This is a genomic window from Roseomonas sp. CECT 9278 (genome assembly GCF_918698155.1).
Taxonomy (GTDB): Bacteria; Pseudomonadota; Alphaproteobacteria; order Acetobacterales; family Acetobacteraceae; genus Neoroseomonas.
This window is the reverse complement of sequence record NZ_CAKKLX010000011.1, coordinates 35,886-53,437: the sequence shown is the minus strand read 5'-3', so window position 1 is coordinate 53,437 and position 17,552 is coordinate 35,886. Positions and strand designations below refer to the sequence as shown.

14 protein-coding genes and 3 pseudogenes are annotated in these 17,552 nt (G+C 70.4%); 9 read left to right on the top strand and 8 right to left on the bottom strand.

Annotated elements, in window-relative coordinates; all coding sequences use genetic code 11:
- Nucleotides 1–50: 50 nt before the first annotated feature.
- Both LQ222_RS26360 and LQ222_RS26355 read left to right on the top strand, forming a co-directional pair.
- Nucleotides 51–176 (top strand): annotated as a pseudogene (locus tag LQ222_RS26360) (helix-turn-helix domain-containing protein); the annotation flags it as partial.
- A 3-nt stretch (nucleotides 177–179) separates the two neighbouring features.
- Nucleotides 180–567, top strand: a pseudogene (locus LQ222_RS26355) (IS630 family transposase); the annotation flags it as partial.
- Here LQ222_RS26355 and istA read toward each other — a convergent pair.
- From istA to LQ222_RS09660, 8 genes and pseudogenes are all read right to left on the bottom strand, one after another.
- A pseudogene (istA, locus tag LQ222_RS09695) lies at nucleotides 547–1,392 on the bottom strand (IS21 family transposase); the annotation flags it as partial. The pseudogenes LQ222_RS26355 and istA sit on opposite strands and share 21 nt — an antisense overlap.
- 160 nt (nucleotides 1,393–1,552) lie before the next feature.
- Nucleotides 1,553–2,101 carry a phosphonate degradation HD-domain oxygenase gene (locus LQ222_RS09690; RefSeq protein WP_230166075.1) on the bottom strand — a complete coding sequence of 183 codons (549 nt, stop codon included), beginning with the start codon at nucleotides 2,099–2,101 and terminating at the stop codon, nucleotides 1,553–1,555.
- An 11-nt stretch (nucleotides 2,102–2,112) separates the two neighbouring features.
- On the bottom strand, nucleotides 2,113–3,018 hold the full coding sequence (locus LQ222_RS09685; protein ID WP_230166074.1) for a PHP domain-containing protein: 906 nt from the start codon (nucleotides 3,016–3,018) through the stop codon (nucleotides 2,113–2,115).
- A 6-nt stretch (nucleotides 3,019–3,024) separates the two neighbouring features.
- Nucleotides 3,025–4,692, bottom strand: a complete 1,668-nt coding sequence (locus LQ222_RS09680) for an ABC transporter ATP-binding protein (RefSeq protein ID WP_230166072.1) — start codon at nucleotides 4,690–4,692, stop codon at nucleotides 3,025–3,027.
- The gene (locus tag LQ222_RS09675) at nucleotides 4,652–5,479 is read right to left on the bottom strand and encodes an ABC transporter permease (RefSeq protein ID WP_230166070.1); all 828 of its coding nucleotides are present in this window, start codon (nucleotides 5,477–5,479) and stop codon (nucleotides 4,652–4,654) included. The genes LQ222_RS09680 and LQ222_RS09675 overlap by 41 nt, the downstream gene beginning before the upstream one ends.
- The gene (locus LQ222_RS09670) at nucleotides 5,476–6,426 is read right to left on the bottom strand and encodes an ABC transporter permease (protein WP_230166177.1); all 951 of its coding nucleotides are present in this window, start codon (nucleotides 6,424–6,426) and stop codon (nucleotides 5,476–5,478) included. Before LQ222_RS09670 ends, LQ222_RS09675 begins: the two co-directional genes overlap by 4 nt.
- Before the next feature lie 2 nt (nucleotides 6,427–6,428).
- A complete protein-coding gene (locus LQ222_RS09665) occupies nucleotides 6,429–7,979 on the bottom strand; it encodes an ABC transporter substrate-binding protein (protein WP_230166069.1) in 1,551 nt (516 codons plus the stop codon).
- Nucleotides 7,980–7,992: 13 nt separating this feature from the next.
- Nucleotides 7,993–9,552, bottom strand: a complete 1,560-nt coding sequence (locus LQ222_RS09660) for an ABC transporter substrate-binding protein (protein WP_230166068.1) — start codon at nucleotides 9,550–9,552, stop codon at nucleotides 7,993–7,995.
- Between the two features lie 98 nt (nucleotides 9,553–9,650).
- Between LQ222_RS09660 and LQ222_RS09655 the strand changes: the two genes are divergently transcribed.
- The 7 genes from LQ222_RS09655 to LQ222_RS26280 all read left to right on the top strand — a co-directional run bounded on the left by LQ222_RS09655 (nucleotide 9,651) and on the right by LQ222_RS26280 (nucleotide 17,551).
- Nucleotides 9,651–10,556, top strand: coding sequence for a LysR substrate-binding domain-containing protein (locus tag LQ222_RS09655; RefSeq protein WP_230166067.1), 906 nt, complete (start codon nucleotides 9,651–9,653; stop codon nucleotides 10,554–10,556).
- Nucleotides 10,557–10,736: 180 nt separating this feature from the next.
- Entirely contained in the window at nucleotides 10,737–11,822 is a 1,086-nt protein-coding gene (locus LQ222_RS09650) for a methyl-accepting chemotaxis protein (protein WP_230166066.1), read from the top strand.
- Nucleotides 11,823–11,918: 96 nt separating this feature from the next.
- Nucleotides 11,919–12,218: a lipid asymmetry maintenance protein MlaB gene (locus LQ222_RS09645; protein ID WP_230166065.1), complete on the top strand. Its 300-nt coding sequence runs from the start codon at nucleotides 11,919–11,921 to the stop codon at nucleotides 12,216–12,218.
- A 1-nt stretch (nucleotide 12,219) separates the two neighbouring features.
- Nucleotides 12,220–12,585, top strand: a complete 366-nt coding sequence (locus LQ222_RS09640; protein ID WP_230166064.1) for a response regulator — start codon at nucleotides 12,220–12,222, stop codon at nucleotides 12,583–12,585.
- A gap of 3 nt (nucleotides 12,586–12,588) precedes the next feature.
- The gene (locus LQ222_RS09635) at nucleotides 12,589–14,607 is read left to right on the top strand and encodes a chemotaxis protein CheA (RefSeq protein ID WP_230166063.1); all 2,019 of its coding nucleotides are present in this window, start codon (nucleotides 12,589–12,591) and stop codon (nucleotides 14,605–14,607) included.
- An 11-nt stretch (nucleotides 14,608–14,618) separates the two neighbouring features.
- The gene (locus LQ222_RS09630; protein WP_230166062.1) at nucleotides 14,619–15,134 is read left to right on the top strand and encodes a chemotaxis protein CheW; all 516 of its coding nucleotides are present in this window, start codon (nucleotides 14,619–14,621) and stop codon (nucleotides 15,132–15,134) included.
- Nucleotides 15,135–15,154: 20 nt separating this feature from the next.
- Entirely contained in the window at nucleotides 15,155–17,551 is a 2,397-nt protein-coding gene (locus tag LQ222_RS26280) for a methyl-accepting chemotaxis protein (protein ID WP_305800010.1), read from the top strand.
- Nucleotide 17,552 lies beyond the last annotated feature (1 nt).

The following is a 17,552-nucleotide window of genomic DNA, read 5'->3' as shown; positions in this document are numbered from 1 at the left end:
GGGCTGAGATCTGATCCGAGCTCTGGGCCGGGCGATGGAGGCCAGCCTGGATGCGCGCATACTCTGAGGATCTGCGTGAGCGCGCGGTGCAGCGGGCGCAGGAAGGCGAGACGATCCGGGAGATTGCAGCGGCGTTGCGGATCAGCCCGTCCTGTGTGCCGAAGTGGCGCAAGCGCCAGCGGGAGACGGGCTCGCCGGCGCCCGACCGGGTGGGCGGGCACAAGCCGCGCACCCTTGTTGGCGAGCACGCCGAGTGGCTGCGCGGGCGGGTTGCCGAGGGCGCGTTCACCACACGCGGACTGACGGCCGAACTGGCGGCGCGCGGCATCAAGACAGACCGGCGAGCGGTGTGGGTGTTCCTGCACGCCGAGGGGCTGAGCTTCAGAGAAAACCCTGCTGCCCGCCGAGCAGTCGCGCCCTGACATCGCAGTCAAGCGCGCCCGCTGGAAAGCCCACCAGGGCAGGATCGACCCGCGCGGCCTGGTCCTCGTCGACGAGACCCGGATCAAGACGAACATGGCGCCGCTGCGCGGGTGGGGCCTTCGTGGGCATCGGCTGGATGCGCGTAGAGGCGACACAGCGTTCCAGCAGCAGCGCGTTCGGCTCCTCGAAATTCGTCACCCGCAGCCGCGGCGAAAAGAACCTCTCGCGCACCACGCCCACCTGGTTCTCGACCTGGCCTTTCTCCCAGCCTGACGAGGGCGCGCACGCCACGGGACCCACCAGGTGGTGGCTGCACACCTGCAGGAGACGTCGGTTGCGGGTCCGATCCCGCCCGACCAGGATCGCCTCCACCGCGGTTTTCATGGTGTCGCAGATCCCGCGCATGCAGGCCCCGCGAAAGAACGCAAACGCCCGGTCGTGCGCGTCGAACACCATCTCCTGCGTCTCGCGCGGATAGGCACGCACGAACATCATCCGGCTGTGGCACAGGCGGACATGCGCGACCTTCACCACCATCGCCGCACCCGCCATCACCACCATCTCGTGGCTCCAGTCGAACTGGTGCGCCTCCCCCGGCGCAAAGCTCAGCGGCACATAGGCCGCCGCCGACACCGCCGCCCGAGCACGCTGCCAGCCGCGCGCGTACCGACGCACCGCGTCGTAGCCACCGCCATAGCCAAGGCCGCGCAGCGCCTCGAACACGCGCATCAGCGTCAGCCGTTCACGGCTTGCCCGACCCGAATTCTCTGTCAGCAGGCGATCCAGCTCGCCGCGCCAAGCGCCAAGCGGCTGCTCGCCGCGTTCGTAGCGGAACTCCGTGGCACCCGAGCGCAGGACCTTGCGCACCACCTTCCGCGACACGCCAAGCCGGCGACAGATCGCCTTGATCGGCAGACCCTCGATCTCATGCAGCCGATGGATCTTCCCGATCGTCTCCACCACCGGCATCCCAATCATGACCCCCGACATCACCGAGAGCCAACGTGAACCCCTTCAGCAGAGGGGTCCCTTTTGGACGCCGATCACCTCTCCCAGGGGGTCCTGCTTCCACGCCGATTCACAGGCGCCTCGCTCTCCGCCAAACCGGGCTTCCCACCCCCACGCCCCATCACTTCAGGCTGCGCGCCACCGCGGGCATGAAGTGCGCGACGGCGGGCGTCTCCAGCCCCTTCACCTTGGCGCGTTCGTCATAGCGCCTCAGCTGAACCGCCTCGGCGCTGTGGGACAGGGCCTCGAAGGCCTTGGCCTCCTCCGCCGACATCGGGCCGCCCTGCAGCGCGAGGCTCTTCACGCTGTCGGGTGAGAGCCTGGCGAAGTAGTCGGGCTCGACGGCGCAGAGATATCGCTTGGCCGCGACATGCAGGCGCACCGGCTCGGTCACCGCCGGTCCGAAATGGTTGACCAGCCAGGCATGGCCCACCTCCTCATGCCGGTCATCGATGCCGGCATCGGCGGGGTTGGCGCCAAGGTCGTGCACGAGGTGGCCGATGTCGTGCAGCAGGGAGGCCGTCACCAGCGCGTCGCCATGGCCCTCCTGCTCGGCAAGCCACGCGGCCTGCAGGGCATGCTGCTGCTGGTTGATGAGGGTCAGGCCGTAGCGGCCCTCCGCCTTGCCTTCCAGCAGGGCCTGGATCTCGGACACGATAGCGGCACGCATGATGCTCTCCGTCAGCTCGGGAAATGGATGGGGTTCGACCAGGCGCGGCGGCCTTGCGCATCCGCCACGACGACGCGCGCGAAACCGCCCGCGCGCAACGCGGCGATGGGCAGGCGCGCCCGGGTCTGCAAGGGCGCCACCGACTGTGCCGCGCGTGAACCGCGCCCGAGGACCATGATGCTGGCGGCGGGCGAGCAGGTGATCTCCACCGAATCCTCCGCCCAGGTGATGTCGTGGATGGCCGGCCCCTGCGTCGCGTAGAACTGCCCGGCCTTCAGCGCGGCCAGAAGTGCGCCGGGTTCATTCGCCGCGGCCTTCACCATGACCCAGCCGCCGAAGGCATCGGGGCAGGCGAAATGCGCATCATCCACCGCGATGAGGGTGACGCGGCGCCCTTCGGCCAGCAGCTGGTCGGCGAGATAGACGCCATCGCCGCGCTCGGTCCGCAGTTGCGATGTGTGGTTGTAGACTTCCACCGCATGCGCGCCTTCCAGCGTGTTCGCATCCGCCGCGCTCAGCGCGTACCAGCCTGGATGCGGGATGGCGACGAAAGCGCCGGCGGCGATGGCGCGCGCCGCCAGCTGCGGGCCGGTCTCGCCGGCGGCCGTCGGCGCGAAATCGCCGGGCAATCCCACCGCCAGGATGTGCCACATCTCGCCCAGCGCTGTCGCCGGCGCGTGCAATTCGGCGCCCAGGATCGTGGTGAAGCCGGGCGTACGGAAGGTCCGCGTGTCGACCACCGGGAAGTTGTACTTCGCCAGGAAATGATCGGTCAGGGCCAGGAAGTCGTAGCCGGCCTCGCGATAGGTCGTGCAGACCTCCTCGGGCGTGCGGACGCCGTCGGAGGCGTTGGAATGCGTGTGGATGTTGCCCTTCCAGAAGCGGCCGGGCGCGGCGAAGGCGGGGTCTTGCGGCATCGTTTTCTATCCAGTCGCGTCCACGAGTTCGGGCTGGCCGGCGCGGGCGGCCCGCGTCGCCGCCCCCAGCAGCGCTGCGGTATAGGGGTTGGCGGGTTTGCGGAAAATCGCCTCGGTCTCGCCGGTCTCCAGGATACGCCCGCCCTGCATCACGGCCACCCGCCGCGCCATGCGCCACACCACGGACAGGTCGTGCGTGATCAGCAGCATCGCCGTGCCCTGCCGGCGCTGCATCGCCGCCAGGTGATCCAGCACCTGTGCCTGGACCGAGGCATCCAGCGCCGAGGTGATCTCGTCGCAGATCAGCAGGTCGGGCTCGGCCGCGAAGGCGCGGGCGATCGCCACGCGCTGCTGCTGGCCGCCCGAGAGCTGGCGCGGGAAGCGCGCGAGCAACGCGGGCTCCAGCCCCAGCTCCTCGAACAGCCGCGCCGCGCGCCGGGCGGCGTCGCGCTGGTCCAGCCCGTGGAACAGCCGCAGCGGGCGCATCACCGCATCGCCCACGCGACGGCGCGGGTTGAGCGACGACAGCGGGTCCTGGAACACCATCTGGATGCGCCGGCGCTGCTCGCGCGTGCGCCGCGCGGTAAGCTCCGTGCCGTCGAAGGCCAGGCGGCCGCGATCCGCGGCGAGCAGGCCGGTGACGATGCCCCCCAGCGTCGTCTTGCCCGAACCGGATTCGCCGATGACCCCCAGCACCTCGCCCCGCGCCAGTGTCAGGCCGATGTCATCGAGGATGGGCGGCCCGGGCGGCGCGCGGCGCAGCAGCGAGGGCCGCGCATAGCGGAAGCCCAGCCCCGTGACCTCCAGCAGCGGTAGGCCTGGCGCGGCGGGGCGGGCGCGGCTGGCGTTCTCGACGCGCAAGGCGGCGCCGAGCAGCACGCGCGTATAGGCTTCGCGCGGGGTGGCGAAGACTTGGCCGACCGGTCCCTGCTCGACGATCCGGCCGTGCTGCATCACCAGCACCCGGTCGCAGATATCGGCCACGACATTCAGGTCATGCGTGACGATGACCATGGCCCCCTGGCGCGCCGTGCGCAGGCGGCGGATCAGGTCCAGCACCTGCGCCTCGGTGGTCTTGTCGAGCGCCGTGGTCGGTTCATCCAGCACCAGCAGCAAGGGGTCGCAGGCGATGGCGCAGGCCAGCACCACGCGCTGGCGTTGCCCGCCGGAGAGCTGGTGCGGATAGCGCCGGGCCAGGCGCTCCGGGTCGGGCAGGCCCATCTGGCCGAACAGCTCGATGGCGCGAAGCCGGGCGGCGTCGGCCGACAGCCCGGCGCGCCATCGCAGCACCTCCTCAAGCTGGCGCCCCACGCGAAGATGGAAGGTCAGCGAGGCCAGCGGGTTCTGCGGCACCATCGCCATCACGCGGCCGCGCCGGCGCGCCAGGCCGGGTTCGGACAGCGCGGCCAGGTCGTCGCCATCCAGGCGGATGCTGCCGCCGGTGATCGCGCTGCCGGCACGGCAATGGCCCAGCAGTGCGCGCGCCAGGGTCGATTTGCCGCTGCCGCTCTCACCGGCGATACCCAGCGTGCCACCGGCGGCAAGGTCGAAGGACACGCCGTCCACCACGCGGTTCGCGCGGCCATCGGCGCCGCGCCAGGCGATGGACAGGTCACGGACCTGGAGCACCGGATCAGCCACCCCCACCTCGCGCCGCATCCAGGCCGAGCGCATCGGAAAGCCCTTCGGCCGCAAGGTTGATGCCCAGCACCAGCGTCGCGATGCACAGCGCGGGGGCCAGCACCAGGGCGGGCTCGCTTTCCAGCAGGGCCATACCGTCCTCGACCATCAAGCCCCAATCGGGCGTGGGCGGGGAAATGCCCAGGCCGAGAAAGGACAGCGCCGAGACCAGCAGCAGCGCGGAGGAGGCGCGCAGCGCGAATTCCACCGCCATCAGGTCGGCCACGTTGGGCAGCAATTCGCGCAGGATGATGGTGGCCCCGCCTTCGCCATTCAGCTGGGCGGCGCGCACATAGCCCTGTTCCATCAGCACGATGCCGGCGGCGCGGGTGGTGCGCACAACGCCCATCATCTGGATGATGCCGACCGCCACGATCAGCACCGGCACGGATTGCCCGAAGCCGGTGACGAAGATGGCCACGAAGAGGATGGTCGGCACCGCGAGCTTCATCTCGACCAGGCGCATCAGCACGTCGTCGAAGCTCCCGCGCCGGTACGCGGCGGCGAGGCCCAGCAACGCGCCGCCCAGCACCGCGACCGCACCGGCCGCGAAGGCGACCAACATGGCAACCCGCCCACCCCAGAGCAGGCGCGAGAAGGCATCGCGGCCCAGATCATCGGTGCCGAGCCAATAGGTGGCGCCGGGCGGCTCCAGCGGTGCATCGAGCAGGGAGGTCGGCGCGAAGGGCGCGATCCAGGGGGCGGCGATGGCGACCGCCAGGTGCAGCGCCACCAGCAGAAGCCCGAGCAATGCGGCGGGGCGGCGCAGCAGCACGGTCATGCGCGCCGGGTCCGTGGGTCGAGTGCCGCGATACCGAGGTCCGCCAGCAGGTTGAACAGCACCACGCAGACGGCAGCGGCCAGCGCGATGGCCTGCACCACATGCACCTCGCGCCGCGTCACTGCGCGCACCAGCTCGGCGCCGATGCCCGGATAGGCGAAGACCAGCTCCACCACCACCACGCCCGAGACCAGCGACGCGGCATAGAGCGCGGCCGCCGAAAGCCCCGGGATCATCGCCGCCGGCAGCGCGTGCAGCCAGAGAATCCGCCAGCGCGGAATGCCCGAGAGATGCAGCCGCTCCACGAAATCCGCCGCCATCACCTCGATCAGCCCGACCCGCAGGATGCGCCCCAGATAGGCGATGGAGCCGATGATGGTGGTGGCGATCGCCAGCGGCGCGGCCGCCAGCAGCACGCCGAGCGGATCATCGGTGCTGGCCGTAATGGTGGCGGGAAAGACCGGCCACCACACCGCGAACACCGCGATCAGCAGCAGGCCCGTGACGAATTCTGGAATCGAGTAGCCAATGATCGCAGCACCCGAAACCGCATTGTCCAGCGCCCGCCCCTTGGCCTGCGCCGCGGCCATCGCGATGGCAAGCGCCACCGGCAGCGCCAGCAGCAGCGTCACGCCCGCCAGTGCGATGGAGTTGCGCAGCGGCATCGCCACGATATCGGCCACCGGCGCGCGGGTGATGATGGTCCGCCCCAGATCGCCGTTCAGCAGCCCGCCCAGAAAGCCGAGATAGCGTTCCAGCACCGGCCGATCGAGCCCAAGCTCGGCGCGGCGCCGCGCCAGCACCTCGGGCGGCATCATCGCCATCTCGTCGGCCGAGAGCGACACGTCCAGTGCATCGCCCGGCAGCACCTCGGTGGCGAAGAAGACGAAGGTCGCGAGCAGGAACAGCGTGACGAGCGACAGCGCGCCGCGCCGCAGGACCAGCACGATCAACTGCGCCACACCTCGTCGAAGCGCACCGACCAGATCTGCGGATGGAAGGCGAAGCCCTGCACGTTGCGCCGGCGCACGGCGAAGGTCATGGCGCCGGCGGGCAGCAGCGCGGGCACTTCCTCGTGCAGGATGCGCTGCATGTCGTGGAACATGGCGCGCCGGGCGGCGTCCTCGCGCGTCGCCATCGCCTGGCGGTACAGCGCCATGTAGCGGTCCTGCTCGGGGCCACGCCAATGGCCGGATTCGACATTGGCGCCGCGCATGCGGAACAGGCTGATGCCCGGGTTGCGCGGGCCGACCGCGGTCATGGCGAAGCGGTGGAACCGGCCCTGCGCGAAGTCGTTGTCGCCGGTGCGGAACTGGACGTAGCCGTCATTCGGGCGCTGGTCGAGCGCGATGGTGATGCCGGCTTCACGCACCGTCTCCTGCAGGACCTGGAAGTAGCGGCCGGCCTCGGGGGTCTGCGGGCTCCAGTACAGGGTGCCGAGGTTGATGCCGTTGGGGTGGCCGGCTTCCGCCAGCAGGGCACGGGCGCGGGCCACCGCCTGGGCGCGGGGCAGCGCCGGACGCGGCAGGAAGTTCGGGTCCGCCGCGACCAGGTGGCTGTCATTGCCGACCCAGCCATTCTGCGCGCCATAGACCAGCCGCACGATCGCCTCGCGGTCCACCGCATAGGCCAACGCCTGGCGCACGCGCTTGTCCAGGAAGGGCGAGCCCGGATGCTGCGGCAACTGCACCACGTAGTGGTAGCCGCCGCCGCCGGTCTCGACGACGTAATCCTGGTCGCGCCCGATCTGCCGCGCCGCGGTCGGGTCGATGGTCATCACCACGTCGAACTGGCCCGAGCGCAGCCCGGCGATGGCGCTGTCCTGCTGGCCTTCGCGGTTGTGCAGCGTGATGCGGTCCAGCAGCGGCAGTCCCGCGCGCCAGTAGCGGTCGAAGCGCTCATACACGATGGACCGGTTCGGGTCGGTCGAGACGATGCGATAGGGGCCGCAGCCGATGCCCGACAGGCCGATCGTCTCCGGCGGCGCCGCGGGCATGATGACGCTGTCGTATTCGCCCAACACGAAGGGGAATTCGGCATTGCCGGCATCGAGGAAGAAGCGCGCGGTCAGGCGGTCCACCGCCTCGATCCGCTCGATCTGGCGGGCGAAGGGGGAGCGGGTGCGGTGGAACTCGAAGCTCGCGACCACGTCGCGCGCCGTCACCGGCGTGCCGTCATGGAACAGCAGGCCATCGCGCAGCGTGATGTCCCACACCGCCATGCTCTCGTCCGCCGGGCCCCAGCGTTCGGCGAGTTCCGGCTCCAGCTGGAGCGCGCGGTTGACCCACACCAGGCAGCCATAGGGCAGGCGCGTGGTGGCATCGACCAGGAAGTAGGGGTGGCGCGCATTCTGCGGGCTGGCCGAACGGCGATTGGCCGAGCACTGCGCGATGTTCAGCGTGCCGCCGCGTACCGGCGTGCTGGGCTGCGCCACGGCATCGATGCCGAGCAACGGGCTGGCGGCGGCCGCGGCAAGCGCGGTGCGGCGGGTGATGGTCATGTCGTGCTGCTCCTCAGGCCGAGCGCCAGACGTCATCCCAGCGCACCGACCAGTGCTGCGGATGGTTCTTCAGGTTCTGCACGGTGTTGCGCTTGATCAGCACGTTGTTGCGCCCGGCGGGCAGCAGCGCGGGCACCTCCTCGCGCAGGATCGCCTGCATGTCCGCATAGATCGCGCGGCGCGCCGCGGCGTCGGGCGTCAGCATCGCGCGGGCATAGAGCGCCATGTAGCGGTCGGCGGCGGGGCCGGACCAATAGCCGCTCTCGTTGTTCGCCGGGCGCATGCGGAACAGGCTGATGCCCGGGTTGCGCGGGCCGACGGCGGTATAGGCGAAGCGGTGCCAATTGCCCTTGGTGACGTCGGGGTCGCCCTGGCGGAAGCGCAGGTAGCCGTCATTGGGGCGTTCCTCGATCGGCAGGGTGATGCCGGCCTCGCGCACGCTCTCCTGGATGAACTGGAAGTAGCGCGCCATCTCCGGCCATTGCGGCGCGTAGTACAGCGTGGGCAGGGTGATGCCGCCGGCATGCCCGGCCTCGGCCAGCAGGCGCCGCGCCAAAGCCAGGTCGCGCGGGCGTTCGGGGGCCACGAACATCGGGTCGGCCGCGGCCAGGTGGCTGTCATTGCCGACCCAGCCCCAGCGCGCGCCGCCATAGACGATCCGCACCAGCCCCTCGCGGTCGATCGCGGCCGACAGCGCACGGCGGATGCGGACATCGTTGAAGGCCGATCCCGGATGCTTGGGCAGGATGATCACTGCCTGGTCGCCGGAGGCGGCGGGCACCAGGTCGGTCTGCGGCTCGCGCTCCATCTGGCGGATCAGGCGCGGGTCGATGTTCAGCATGGCGTCGAACTGGCGCGCGCGGTAGCCGGCCAGCGCGGCTTCGGTCTGGCCTTCGCGGTTCACCACCTCCAGCCGGTCCAAGTAGGGGAAGCCCTGGCGCCAATAGCCGTCGAAGCGCTCGAAGGTCATGCGGCGCTGCGGGTCGGAGCCGGTGATGCGGAACGGGCCGGTGCCGATGCCCTCCAGGCCGATGCGCTCGATATCCGGGTTCGCCGGCATCACGACGCAATCATATTCGGCGAGCACGAAGGGGAATTCGGAATTCCCGGCATCCAGGTGGAAGCGGATCGTGGTGGGATTCACCACCTCGGTGCGCTGGATCTGGCGGGAGGCGAAGTTGCGCTGGCGGTGGAGTTCGAAGGAAGACGCGACATCGGCCGCGGTCATCACGCGGCCATCGTGGAAGCGCACGCCCTCGCGGATCGTCGCTTCCCAGACCTTCAGCGATTCATCCGCGGGCTCGATGCGCGTGGCCAGTTCGAGCTGGAGTTTCAGCTCCTCATCCACCCAGGCCAGCGTGTTGTAGGCGGAGCGGGTGATCAGATCGACCATGAAGTAGGGATGGCGGGAATTGGTCGCATCGCCGCCACGGCGGTTGCCCGAGAGCTGCGCATAGACCAGGGCGCCGCCGCGCCGCGGGGCTGGCTGCTGGGCCTGCGCCAGCGTCGAATCGAGCGCGGCCAGCAGGGCGGCGCCGGCGCCGAGCAGGGGGCGGCGGGCAAGATCGCGCATGGTCACCTCCATAGAATTATGCTATAGATTGCATCGTCTGATTGCCTTGATACTAAGATATGGAGATGACGCTTCGATGACGGTGCGGGGCCTTCGCCGTGACAAATGACGCGCGCCGCGGCCGGCGGGAGGGTGCGATCAGCCTGGCCGCGCTGCGCTGCTTCGCCGCCGCGGTGGAAGGCGGCAGCGTGTCGCGTGCCGCCGAGATCCTCGGCCTCAGCCAGCCAACCGTCTCAGTCACGCTCACCGGGCTGGAGCGCGCCTGCGGCACCCTGCTGCTGCATCGCCGCCCCCGCCTCGCGCTCACCGATGCGGGGCAGGACCTGCTGGCGCGCGCGCGGCTCGTGCTGGGCCGGATGGATGAGCTGGAGGAGACGATGCGCCAGTCGCGCGACCTGCGCCGCGGCAGCATCGCCATCGGCCTCTCGACGCCGGCCCACGCCATGCCGTGCATCGCGGCCCTGATGGCGGCCCATCCCGAGCTGCGCGTGCGCACCAGGCTCGGCAATACCAACGGCCTGCTGGAGGCGCTCTCCGCCTGCGAGGTCGAGGTGGCGATCATGACCTTGACCAAGCCGGTGGAGGGCATGTCCTGCACGCTGCTGGTCACGCAGCGCCTGATCGCCTGCGTGCCGGCCTCGGCGCCACGCGCCGGCATTAGCCTGGAGGACCTGGCCGCGGGGCCCTTGGTGTTGCGGGAGCCGGGTTCGATGACGCGCGCCATGATGGAAGCGGCCTTCGCGGCGCATGGCCTGTCGGGTCGCATCGCCCTTGAGGTCGGCAGCCGCGAGGCCGCCAGGGAGGCCGTGGCGGCGGGTATCGGCATCAGCGTCGTCCTGGATGGCGAGGCATGGCAGGACCAGCGGCTGCGGGCGGTGCCGATCCTGGGTGAGCCGATCGAGGGCGGCGTCTACGCGGTCGCGCTGCCGGAATCGCTCGATCTGCCGGCCGTCCGGGTCTTCGTGGGGCTGAGCGCGGATGCGGCGAACCGGGCGGCAACCTGACAGCGCATGCCAGCCGGGGCGACACCTCGCTCCCGCGGGGTCCGTGCCGGGAAGCCGACGGCGGCGCGTGTCGGTCGCATCCCCCGGCAGGTCGCATGCGGACGAGGCCCGCCGCGCCGCGCTTAACCAAACCTTCGGCTCGACTTGCTTTTCTCGCGGGCAATCCCGGTTAGGTCCGCCATGCCCGACAGTCTCTCCCTGGCTCCCCTCCGGCCGGCATCGCCGCGCGACACCGGCGGGCTGTCCGACCTGCTGGAGCGCTGGTTCGCCCTGGGCGAGCTCGAGCGCCGGGCCTTCATCGCCACCATCGAGGACCTGCACGGGGCGAATACGCTGATCGAGCGCAGCACGCTGGACCTGTCGGCCGGCTTCCGCGACCTCGCCACGGCCGCCTCCGAGCAGACCCGGCGCGTCACGGCCACCGCCGAGATCGCCCGCAGCATCCGGGTCTCGGGTGCCGATGTGCCGATGTCCGAGGCGACCCGCTTCGTCGCCCAGGCGATCGGCCAGGCCAGCGAGGCGCTGGATGCCATCGCGGCGCGATCCGCGCGCATGACCAGCGCCTTGTCCAGCATGGAAGCCGAGCTGCGCGGCGTCGAGGACTGCGTCGCACGGATCGAACGGATCAACCGCCAGGCCCGCTACGTCGCGCTCAATGCCGCGATCGAGGCACAGCGCGGCAGCGACTCCGGTGGTGGCGGCACCTTCATGGTGATCGCGCAGGAAGTCCGCGACCTCGCCCACGACACCGACGGCACGGCGAAGCTGGTGCGCGAGCGGATCGCGGCACTCGCGGCCGGCATGCAGGCGGCGCAGGCGGACCTGGCGGGCCTGGCCGACACCGACGGCGACGACCAGCGCGCGACGCGCGAGCGGCTGCGCGACGTCCTTGCCGGCATCTCGGCGCAGAGCGAAGCGCTGGCCGCCATCACGGACGAAGCGACGGCCGCCAGCGACCGGGTGAGTGGCCTTGTGGGCCGCCTGGTGACCACGACGCAGTTCCAGGATCGCTGCACGCAGCACCTCCAGCATGTCGTCGGGGCGATCGAGACGCTGGGCGCGGCCATCCAGTCCCTGCAGGACGAGACCGTCGCGGCATGTCCCGACATGGGCGGCCGCGAGATCATCGACCAGGATCTTCTGCGCCAGATCCTCAACCAGCAGACCCTCTCATCCGTCCAGAGGCACTTCCTGGCGCGCCTGAACGGCCAGGAATCGCACTCTGAGGACCTGCCGACCAGCGCCGGCGACGTCGAGCTCTTCTAGGGCCGGGCGCCGGGGTAGCGGCGCGTTAGCGCGCAGCATGTCCAATAGGCAGCACGCGCAGCGGGGCGACCGGCCGTCGCCAGATGAGGACGAGAGATGACCATCGCAGGATCGGGCCACGGGCCCGCATCGCGGACGCAGCTTCCAGCCCTTCTTGATCTCGAAGCCGCCGACGCCTTGTGCCAGTCGCTGCGCGAGGCGCTGGCGCTTGACGACATCGAATTCGATGGCGCCGCCGTGGAGCGCGTCGCCACGCCCTGCCTGCAGCTTCTGCTGTCCGCGGCGACCAGCGCGGCCGGGCGTGGCGCGCAGTTCCGGATCACCGCCCCCAGCGAGGCCCTGTGCACCGCTGTCGCTGAACTCGGCCTGTCCGGCCTGATCCCCCTGGAGCGCTGAGATGGCCAAGCGGGTAATGACCGTCGACGACAGCAGGACGATGCGCGAAATGGTCGCGTTCACCCTGCGCCAGGCCGGCTACGAGGTGAGCGAGGCGGAGGATGGCGTGAAGGCACTCGCGGCGCTGAAGGCGGCGCCGGTGGACGTCGTCATCACCGACCTCAACATGCCCAACATGGACGGCGTCACGCTGATCCGCCAGCTGCGCGCCGAGCCCCGCTACCGCTCGGTGCCGATCCTCATGCTCACCACCGAGGGCGACGCCGCGAAGAAGGCCGAGGGCAAGGGCGCCGGCGCCACCGGCTGGCTGGTGAAGCCCTTCGATCCGGCGAAGCTGATCGACGTCGTCAAGCGCGTGGCAGGCTGACAGGTGGTTACGCTCGACCATCTCCGCGCGACCTATTTCGAGGAAGCCGCGGAGCTTCTCGAACGCGCCTATGCGGAACTCGCGGCGCTGTCGGAAGGGCGCGCCGGCGAGGATACCGTGCATGCGCTGTTTCGCGCCTATCACTCCATCAAGGGCGGCGGCGGCGCCTTCGGCTTCACGCGGCCGGTCGGGCTCGCGCATGTCATGGAGACGCTGCTTGACCTGGTTCGCGAGGACCGGATCACGGTCGCGCCGGACCTGCTCGCGCTGCTGTTGCGCGGCACCGACATGCTGGCGGATCTCCTAGCGGCGGAGCGCGACGGCGTGGCGGCGACGCCGGGGGTCGAGGCCGGCATCCTCGATGCGCTCGAAAGCGCCGCGAAGATCGACCACATCGCCAGGGAGCAGGCGGCCCCGGTCCAGGCCGCGGCGGCGATCGCCGACGGGTGGCGGATTGAATTCCGCCCGCATCCCGGGCTGTTCAGGAGCGCCAACGAGCCGCTCCATATCCTGCGCGAACTCGCGGGGCTGGGGCCGGTCGAGGTCGTGGCCGACCCGTCCCGCCTGCCCGGGATCAACCGCATCGACCCCGAGGAAGCCTATCTGTCCTGGACGGTGACGCTGCGCGCCGCCGTGGCGCGCGCGCAGGTGCAGGACGTGTTCGAATTCGTCATCGACGATTGCGACCTGTCCATCGATGCGCTGGACGACGCCACCGAGCCCGCGGCGACGATGGCGGAGCGCCCCGTGGCGACACCCACGGCAGAGCCGGCCCCGCCGGACATCGCCGCGGCGCCGAATGCTTCGCCGCTGGCGCAGTCGGTGCGCGTCGACGTGGCCAAGATCGACCGGCTGGTGAACCTCGTGGGCGAGCTGGTCATCACCCAGGCGATGCTGGCGCAGCACGAGGCGACGCTGCCGCCGGACCTGTGCCCGGGCCTCACCCGTGGCCTCGAAACCCTGTCGCAGCACCTGCGTGAATTGCAGGACGGCGTCATGGCGATCCGCACCCAGCCGGTCCGCACGGTGTTCTCCCGCATGCCGCGCCTGGTGCGCGAAGTGGCGGGGATGTTGGGCAAGGATGTCCGCCTGGTCGTCACGGGCGAGGGTACCGAGATCGACAAGACGGTGGTCGAGCAACTGGCCGACCCGCTGACGCATCTGCTGCGCAACGCGCTCGACCATGGGATCGAGCCGCCCGATGCGCGCGAGGCGCTCGGCAAGCCGCGCCAGGGCATCATCCAGCTCAGTGCCGAACAACGCGGCGGGCGGATCATCATCGAGATCACCGATGACGGACGCGGCATCGACCGGGCGCGCGTGCTGGCCCGCGCGCGCGAACGCGGCCTGGTATCGGCCGAGGCGACACTGAGCGAGAGCGAGATCGACGAACTGATCTTCCTGCCGGGCTTCTCGACGGCGGAGACGGTCTCGGCGGTCTCGGGCCGCGGCGTCGGCATGGATGTCGTGCGCCGGAACATCGAGGCGCTCGGCGGGCGGATCCGGCTCGAATCCCGCCTGGGGCATGGGTCGCGCTTCACCCTGACCCTGCCGCTGACGCTTGCCGTGCTCGACGGGCTGGTCGTGTCGGTGGGGCGCGACGCCTACATCCTGCCGATCGCAGCCATCGTCGAGAGCCTGCGCCCGCGACGCGAGGATGTCCGCGACGTGGTCGGCCACGGCCAGGTCATCGCGATCCGGGGCAGCTACGTCCCGCTCGTGCCGCTGCATACGCGCTTCGGCGTGGCGGGGGCCGTCAATGACTACACGCGCGGCATCGTCGTCATCGTCGAGACGGACCATTCCGGCCAGATCGGGCTCCTGGTGGACGACCTGGTCGGGCAACAGCAGGTCGTCGTGAAAAGCCTTGAGGCGAACTGGCGACGCGTCGATGGGATCGGCGGCGCCACGATCCTCGGCGATGGCCGTGTCGCGCTGATCCTTGATGTCGCGGGCCTCGCCGCCTTGCCCGCCGTCGCCATCCCCGCCGCGCCGCCGCGCGCCCACCTTCACCTGCACTGAGGATACCCGCGATGCAGCATCCAAGCGCGGCCATGGCCGACGCGCCCGCTCCCCTCGCGGGCGCGGCGGGCGCCTCGGCGCAGTACATCACCTGCACGCTGGACGATGCCGAATTCGGCATCGACATCATGGCGGTGCACGAGATCCGCGGCTGGACCCCGCCCACGGCGATCCCGCATGCGGCGGCATGGATGCGGGGCGTCACCAACCTGCGCGGCACGATCGTGCCCATCGTCGACCTGCGTGCGCGCTTCGGCTTCGGGCCGACCGAACCGGGCGCGATGCATGTCGTCGTGATCATCCAGAACGGCGCGCGCACGGCCGGCCTGCTGGTCGACGCCGTCTCCGACATCGTGACGGTCGAGGCCGGGCGCATCCGTCCGGTCCCCGAGATCGGCGCCGCGGCACCCGAGCGCCTGCTGTCGGGGCTCGTGCCGCTCGAACGCGGGATGGTCTCGCTCGTCAGCCTGGACACCCTGCTGGCATTCGACGAGGCCGACACCGCCCCGTCCCTGCCGATTTCCTGACATCGCTGCGGAGAACGAGCATGTTCATCAGCCCCACCGACAGGCCGTCCACGCCGGCCGGCTTCTTCGACCGCCGCGCGCAGCGCGACCGCCGTGCCGCGGTCCGGCAGATGGAGGCGCGCCTCATCGCCCTCGAATCCGCCCTGCCGCTGATGGTGCTGAACGAGTCCGGCGTCATCCTCGACATCACGCAGGGCGCGGCCGCATTGCTGGGCACCAGGACCGAGAGCCTGCGCGGGCGCCCGCTGGTCGATCTCCTTGCCGGCGCGGCAAGCGATCCGGGCGCATCGCGCGAGATGATGGCGCGCATCGTGCGCGCCGGCAGCGGCCGCGAGCGCCTCGCGGTGATCGGCGGCGACGGCCGGGACCTGGCGTTCGACGTCACCCTGGCCTGCGTCGAGGCGGAAGGCGATGCGCCGCGCTGCATCATGGCGCACCTCGCCGACGTGACCGACGCGGTGCTGCAGGCGGGCCGGACCACCGCCATCGACCGCTCGCAGGCGATGATCGAGTTCGGGCCGGACGGGCGCGTGCTGGAGGCCAACCGGAACTTCCTCGATGTCATCGGCTATGGCATCGACGAGATCCGCGGCCAGCATCACTCGATGTTCCTCGATCCGGCGGATCGCGGTTCCGATGCCTATCGCGCCTTCTGGGCGAAGCTCAACGGTGGCACCTTCGATGCCGGGGTGTACCGGCGCATCGCCAAGGGCGGGCGCGAGATCTGGCTGCAGGCCACCTACAACCCGGTGCTGGATGGGCAGGGCCGCGTGCGGCGCGTGGTGAAGTTCGCCACCGACATCACCGCCCAGCGCATCGCGGCGGCTGATCTCGAAGGGCAGATCGCGGCGATCGACCGCTCCCAGGCGGTCATCGAGTTCAGCCTGGATGGACGGATCCTGCGTGCCAACGCGAACTTCCTCGCGGCGCTCGGCTATGCCGCGGAGGAGGTGGTGGGCCGGCACCACTCGACCTTCGTCGACAAGACCTACTGCGAGGGCGCGGAGTACCGGGCGTTCTGGGAACGGCTCGCGCGCGGTGAATTCGACCGGAGCCGCTACCCGCGCGTGACGAAGGATGGCCGGATCATCTGGATCCAGGCCAGCTACAACCCGATCTTCGACCTCAGCGGCAAGCCCTACAAGGTCGTGAAGTACGCCACCGACGTGACGGCCGAGGTCCTCGCGGCGGAGGCGATGTCGCGCACCGTCGCCGAGACCGCCACCGTGGTTGCCGCGACCCAGGTGAACGACCATTCGCAGCGCATCCGCGTGGACGACAAGACGCCCGAGGTCGCGCAGCTCTGCGCCGGCATCAACAGCATGCTGGATGCCGCCGAGGCGCAGATCGCGATGGCCGAGACGCTCAAGCGCGCCGTCGCCGAGACCGAGAGCGTGGTCGCCGCGGCGCGCGCCAACGACCTGTCGCAGCGGATCCCGCTGGACGGCAAGACCGGCGAGATCGGCGACCTCTGCGCGGGCATCAATGGGATGCTCGACACCATGGCCGAGGTGATCCGCGGCATCGCCGATGCCAGCGGCATGATCTCCACGGCATCGCGCGAGATCGCGATGGGCAACAGCGACCTGTCGCAGCGCACCGAGGAACAGGCCTCGTCGCTGGAGGAGACATCCGCGAGCATCGAGGAACTGTCGGGGACGGTGCGCCAGAACGCCGACAACGCCCAGCAGGCGAACAAGCTGGCTGTCTCGGCCTCCGAGACCGCGACCCGCGGCGGGATGGTCGTGAGCGAGGTTGTCCAGACCATGCAGTCGATCAACGAGGCCAGCCGCAAGATCAGCGACATCATCGGCGTGATCGACGAGATCGCTTTCCAGACCAACATCCTTGCGCTCAATGCCGCCGTGGAAGCGGCCCGCGCCGGCGAGCAGGGCCGCGGCTTCGCCGTGGTCGCGGCCGAGGTCCGCAACCTGGCGCAGCGCAGCGCCAATGCCGCCAAGGAGATCAAGGCGCTGATCTCCGACAGCGTCCAGAAGGTCGATGTCGGATCCCGCCTGGTCGACACCGCCGGCGCGACGATGGACGACATCGTCTCATCGGTGAAGCGCGTGACGGACATCATGGCGGAGATCTCCGCCGCCTCGCAGGAACAGTCGAGCGGGATCGAGCAGGTCGCCGGGACCGTCGCCCAGATGGACAAGATGACGCAGCAGAACGCCGCGCTCGTGGAGGAGGCATCGGCCGCGGCGAAGGCCATGGAGGAGCAGACGGTCGCGCTGAACGACATGGTCGCCGGCTTCGTCCTGGTGGGTGGATCGGCCGCGGGCGCGCCCGCGGCGCCGCGCGCGACGCCCGGCGCGGCCGCGCCTGCGCCCACGCCCGCCAGGACGCTTGAGCGCGCCGCCGATCAGCGCCTTCCGGCAGGCACCACGGAAGCCGACTGGAAGGCGTTCTGAG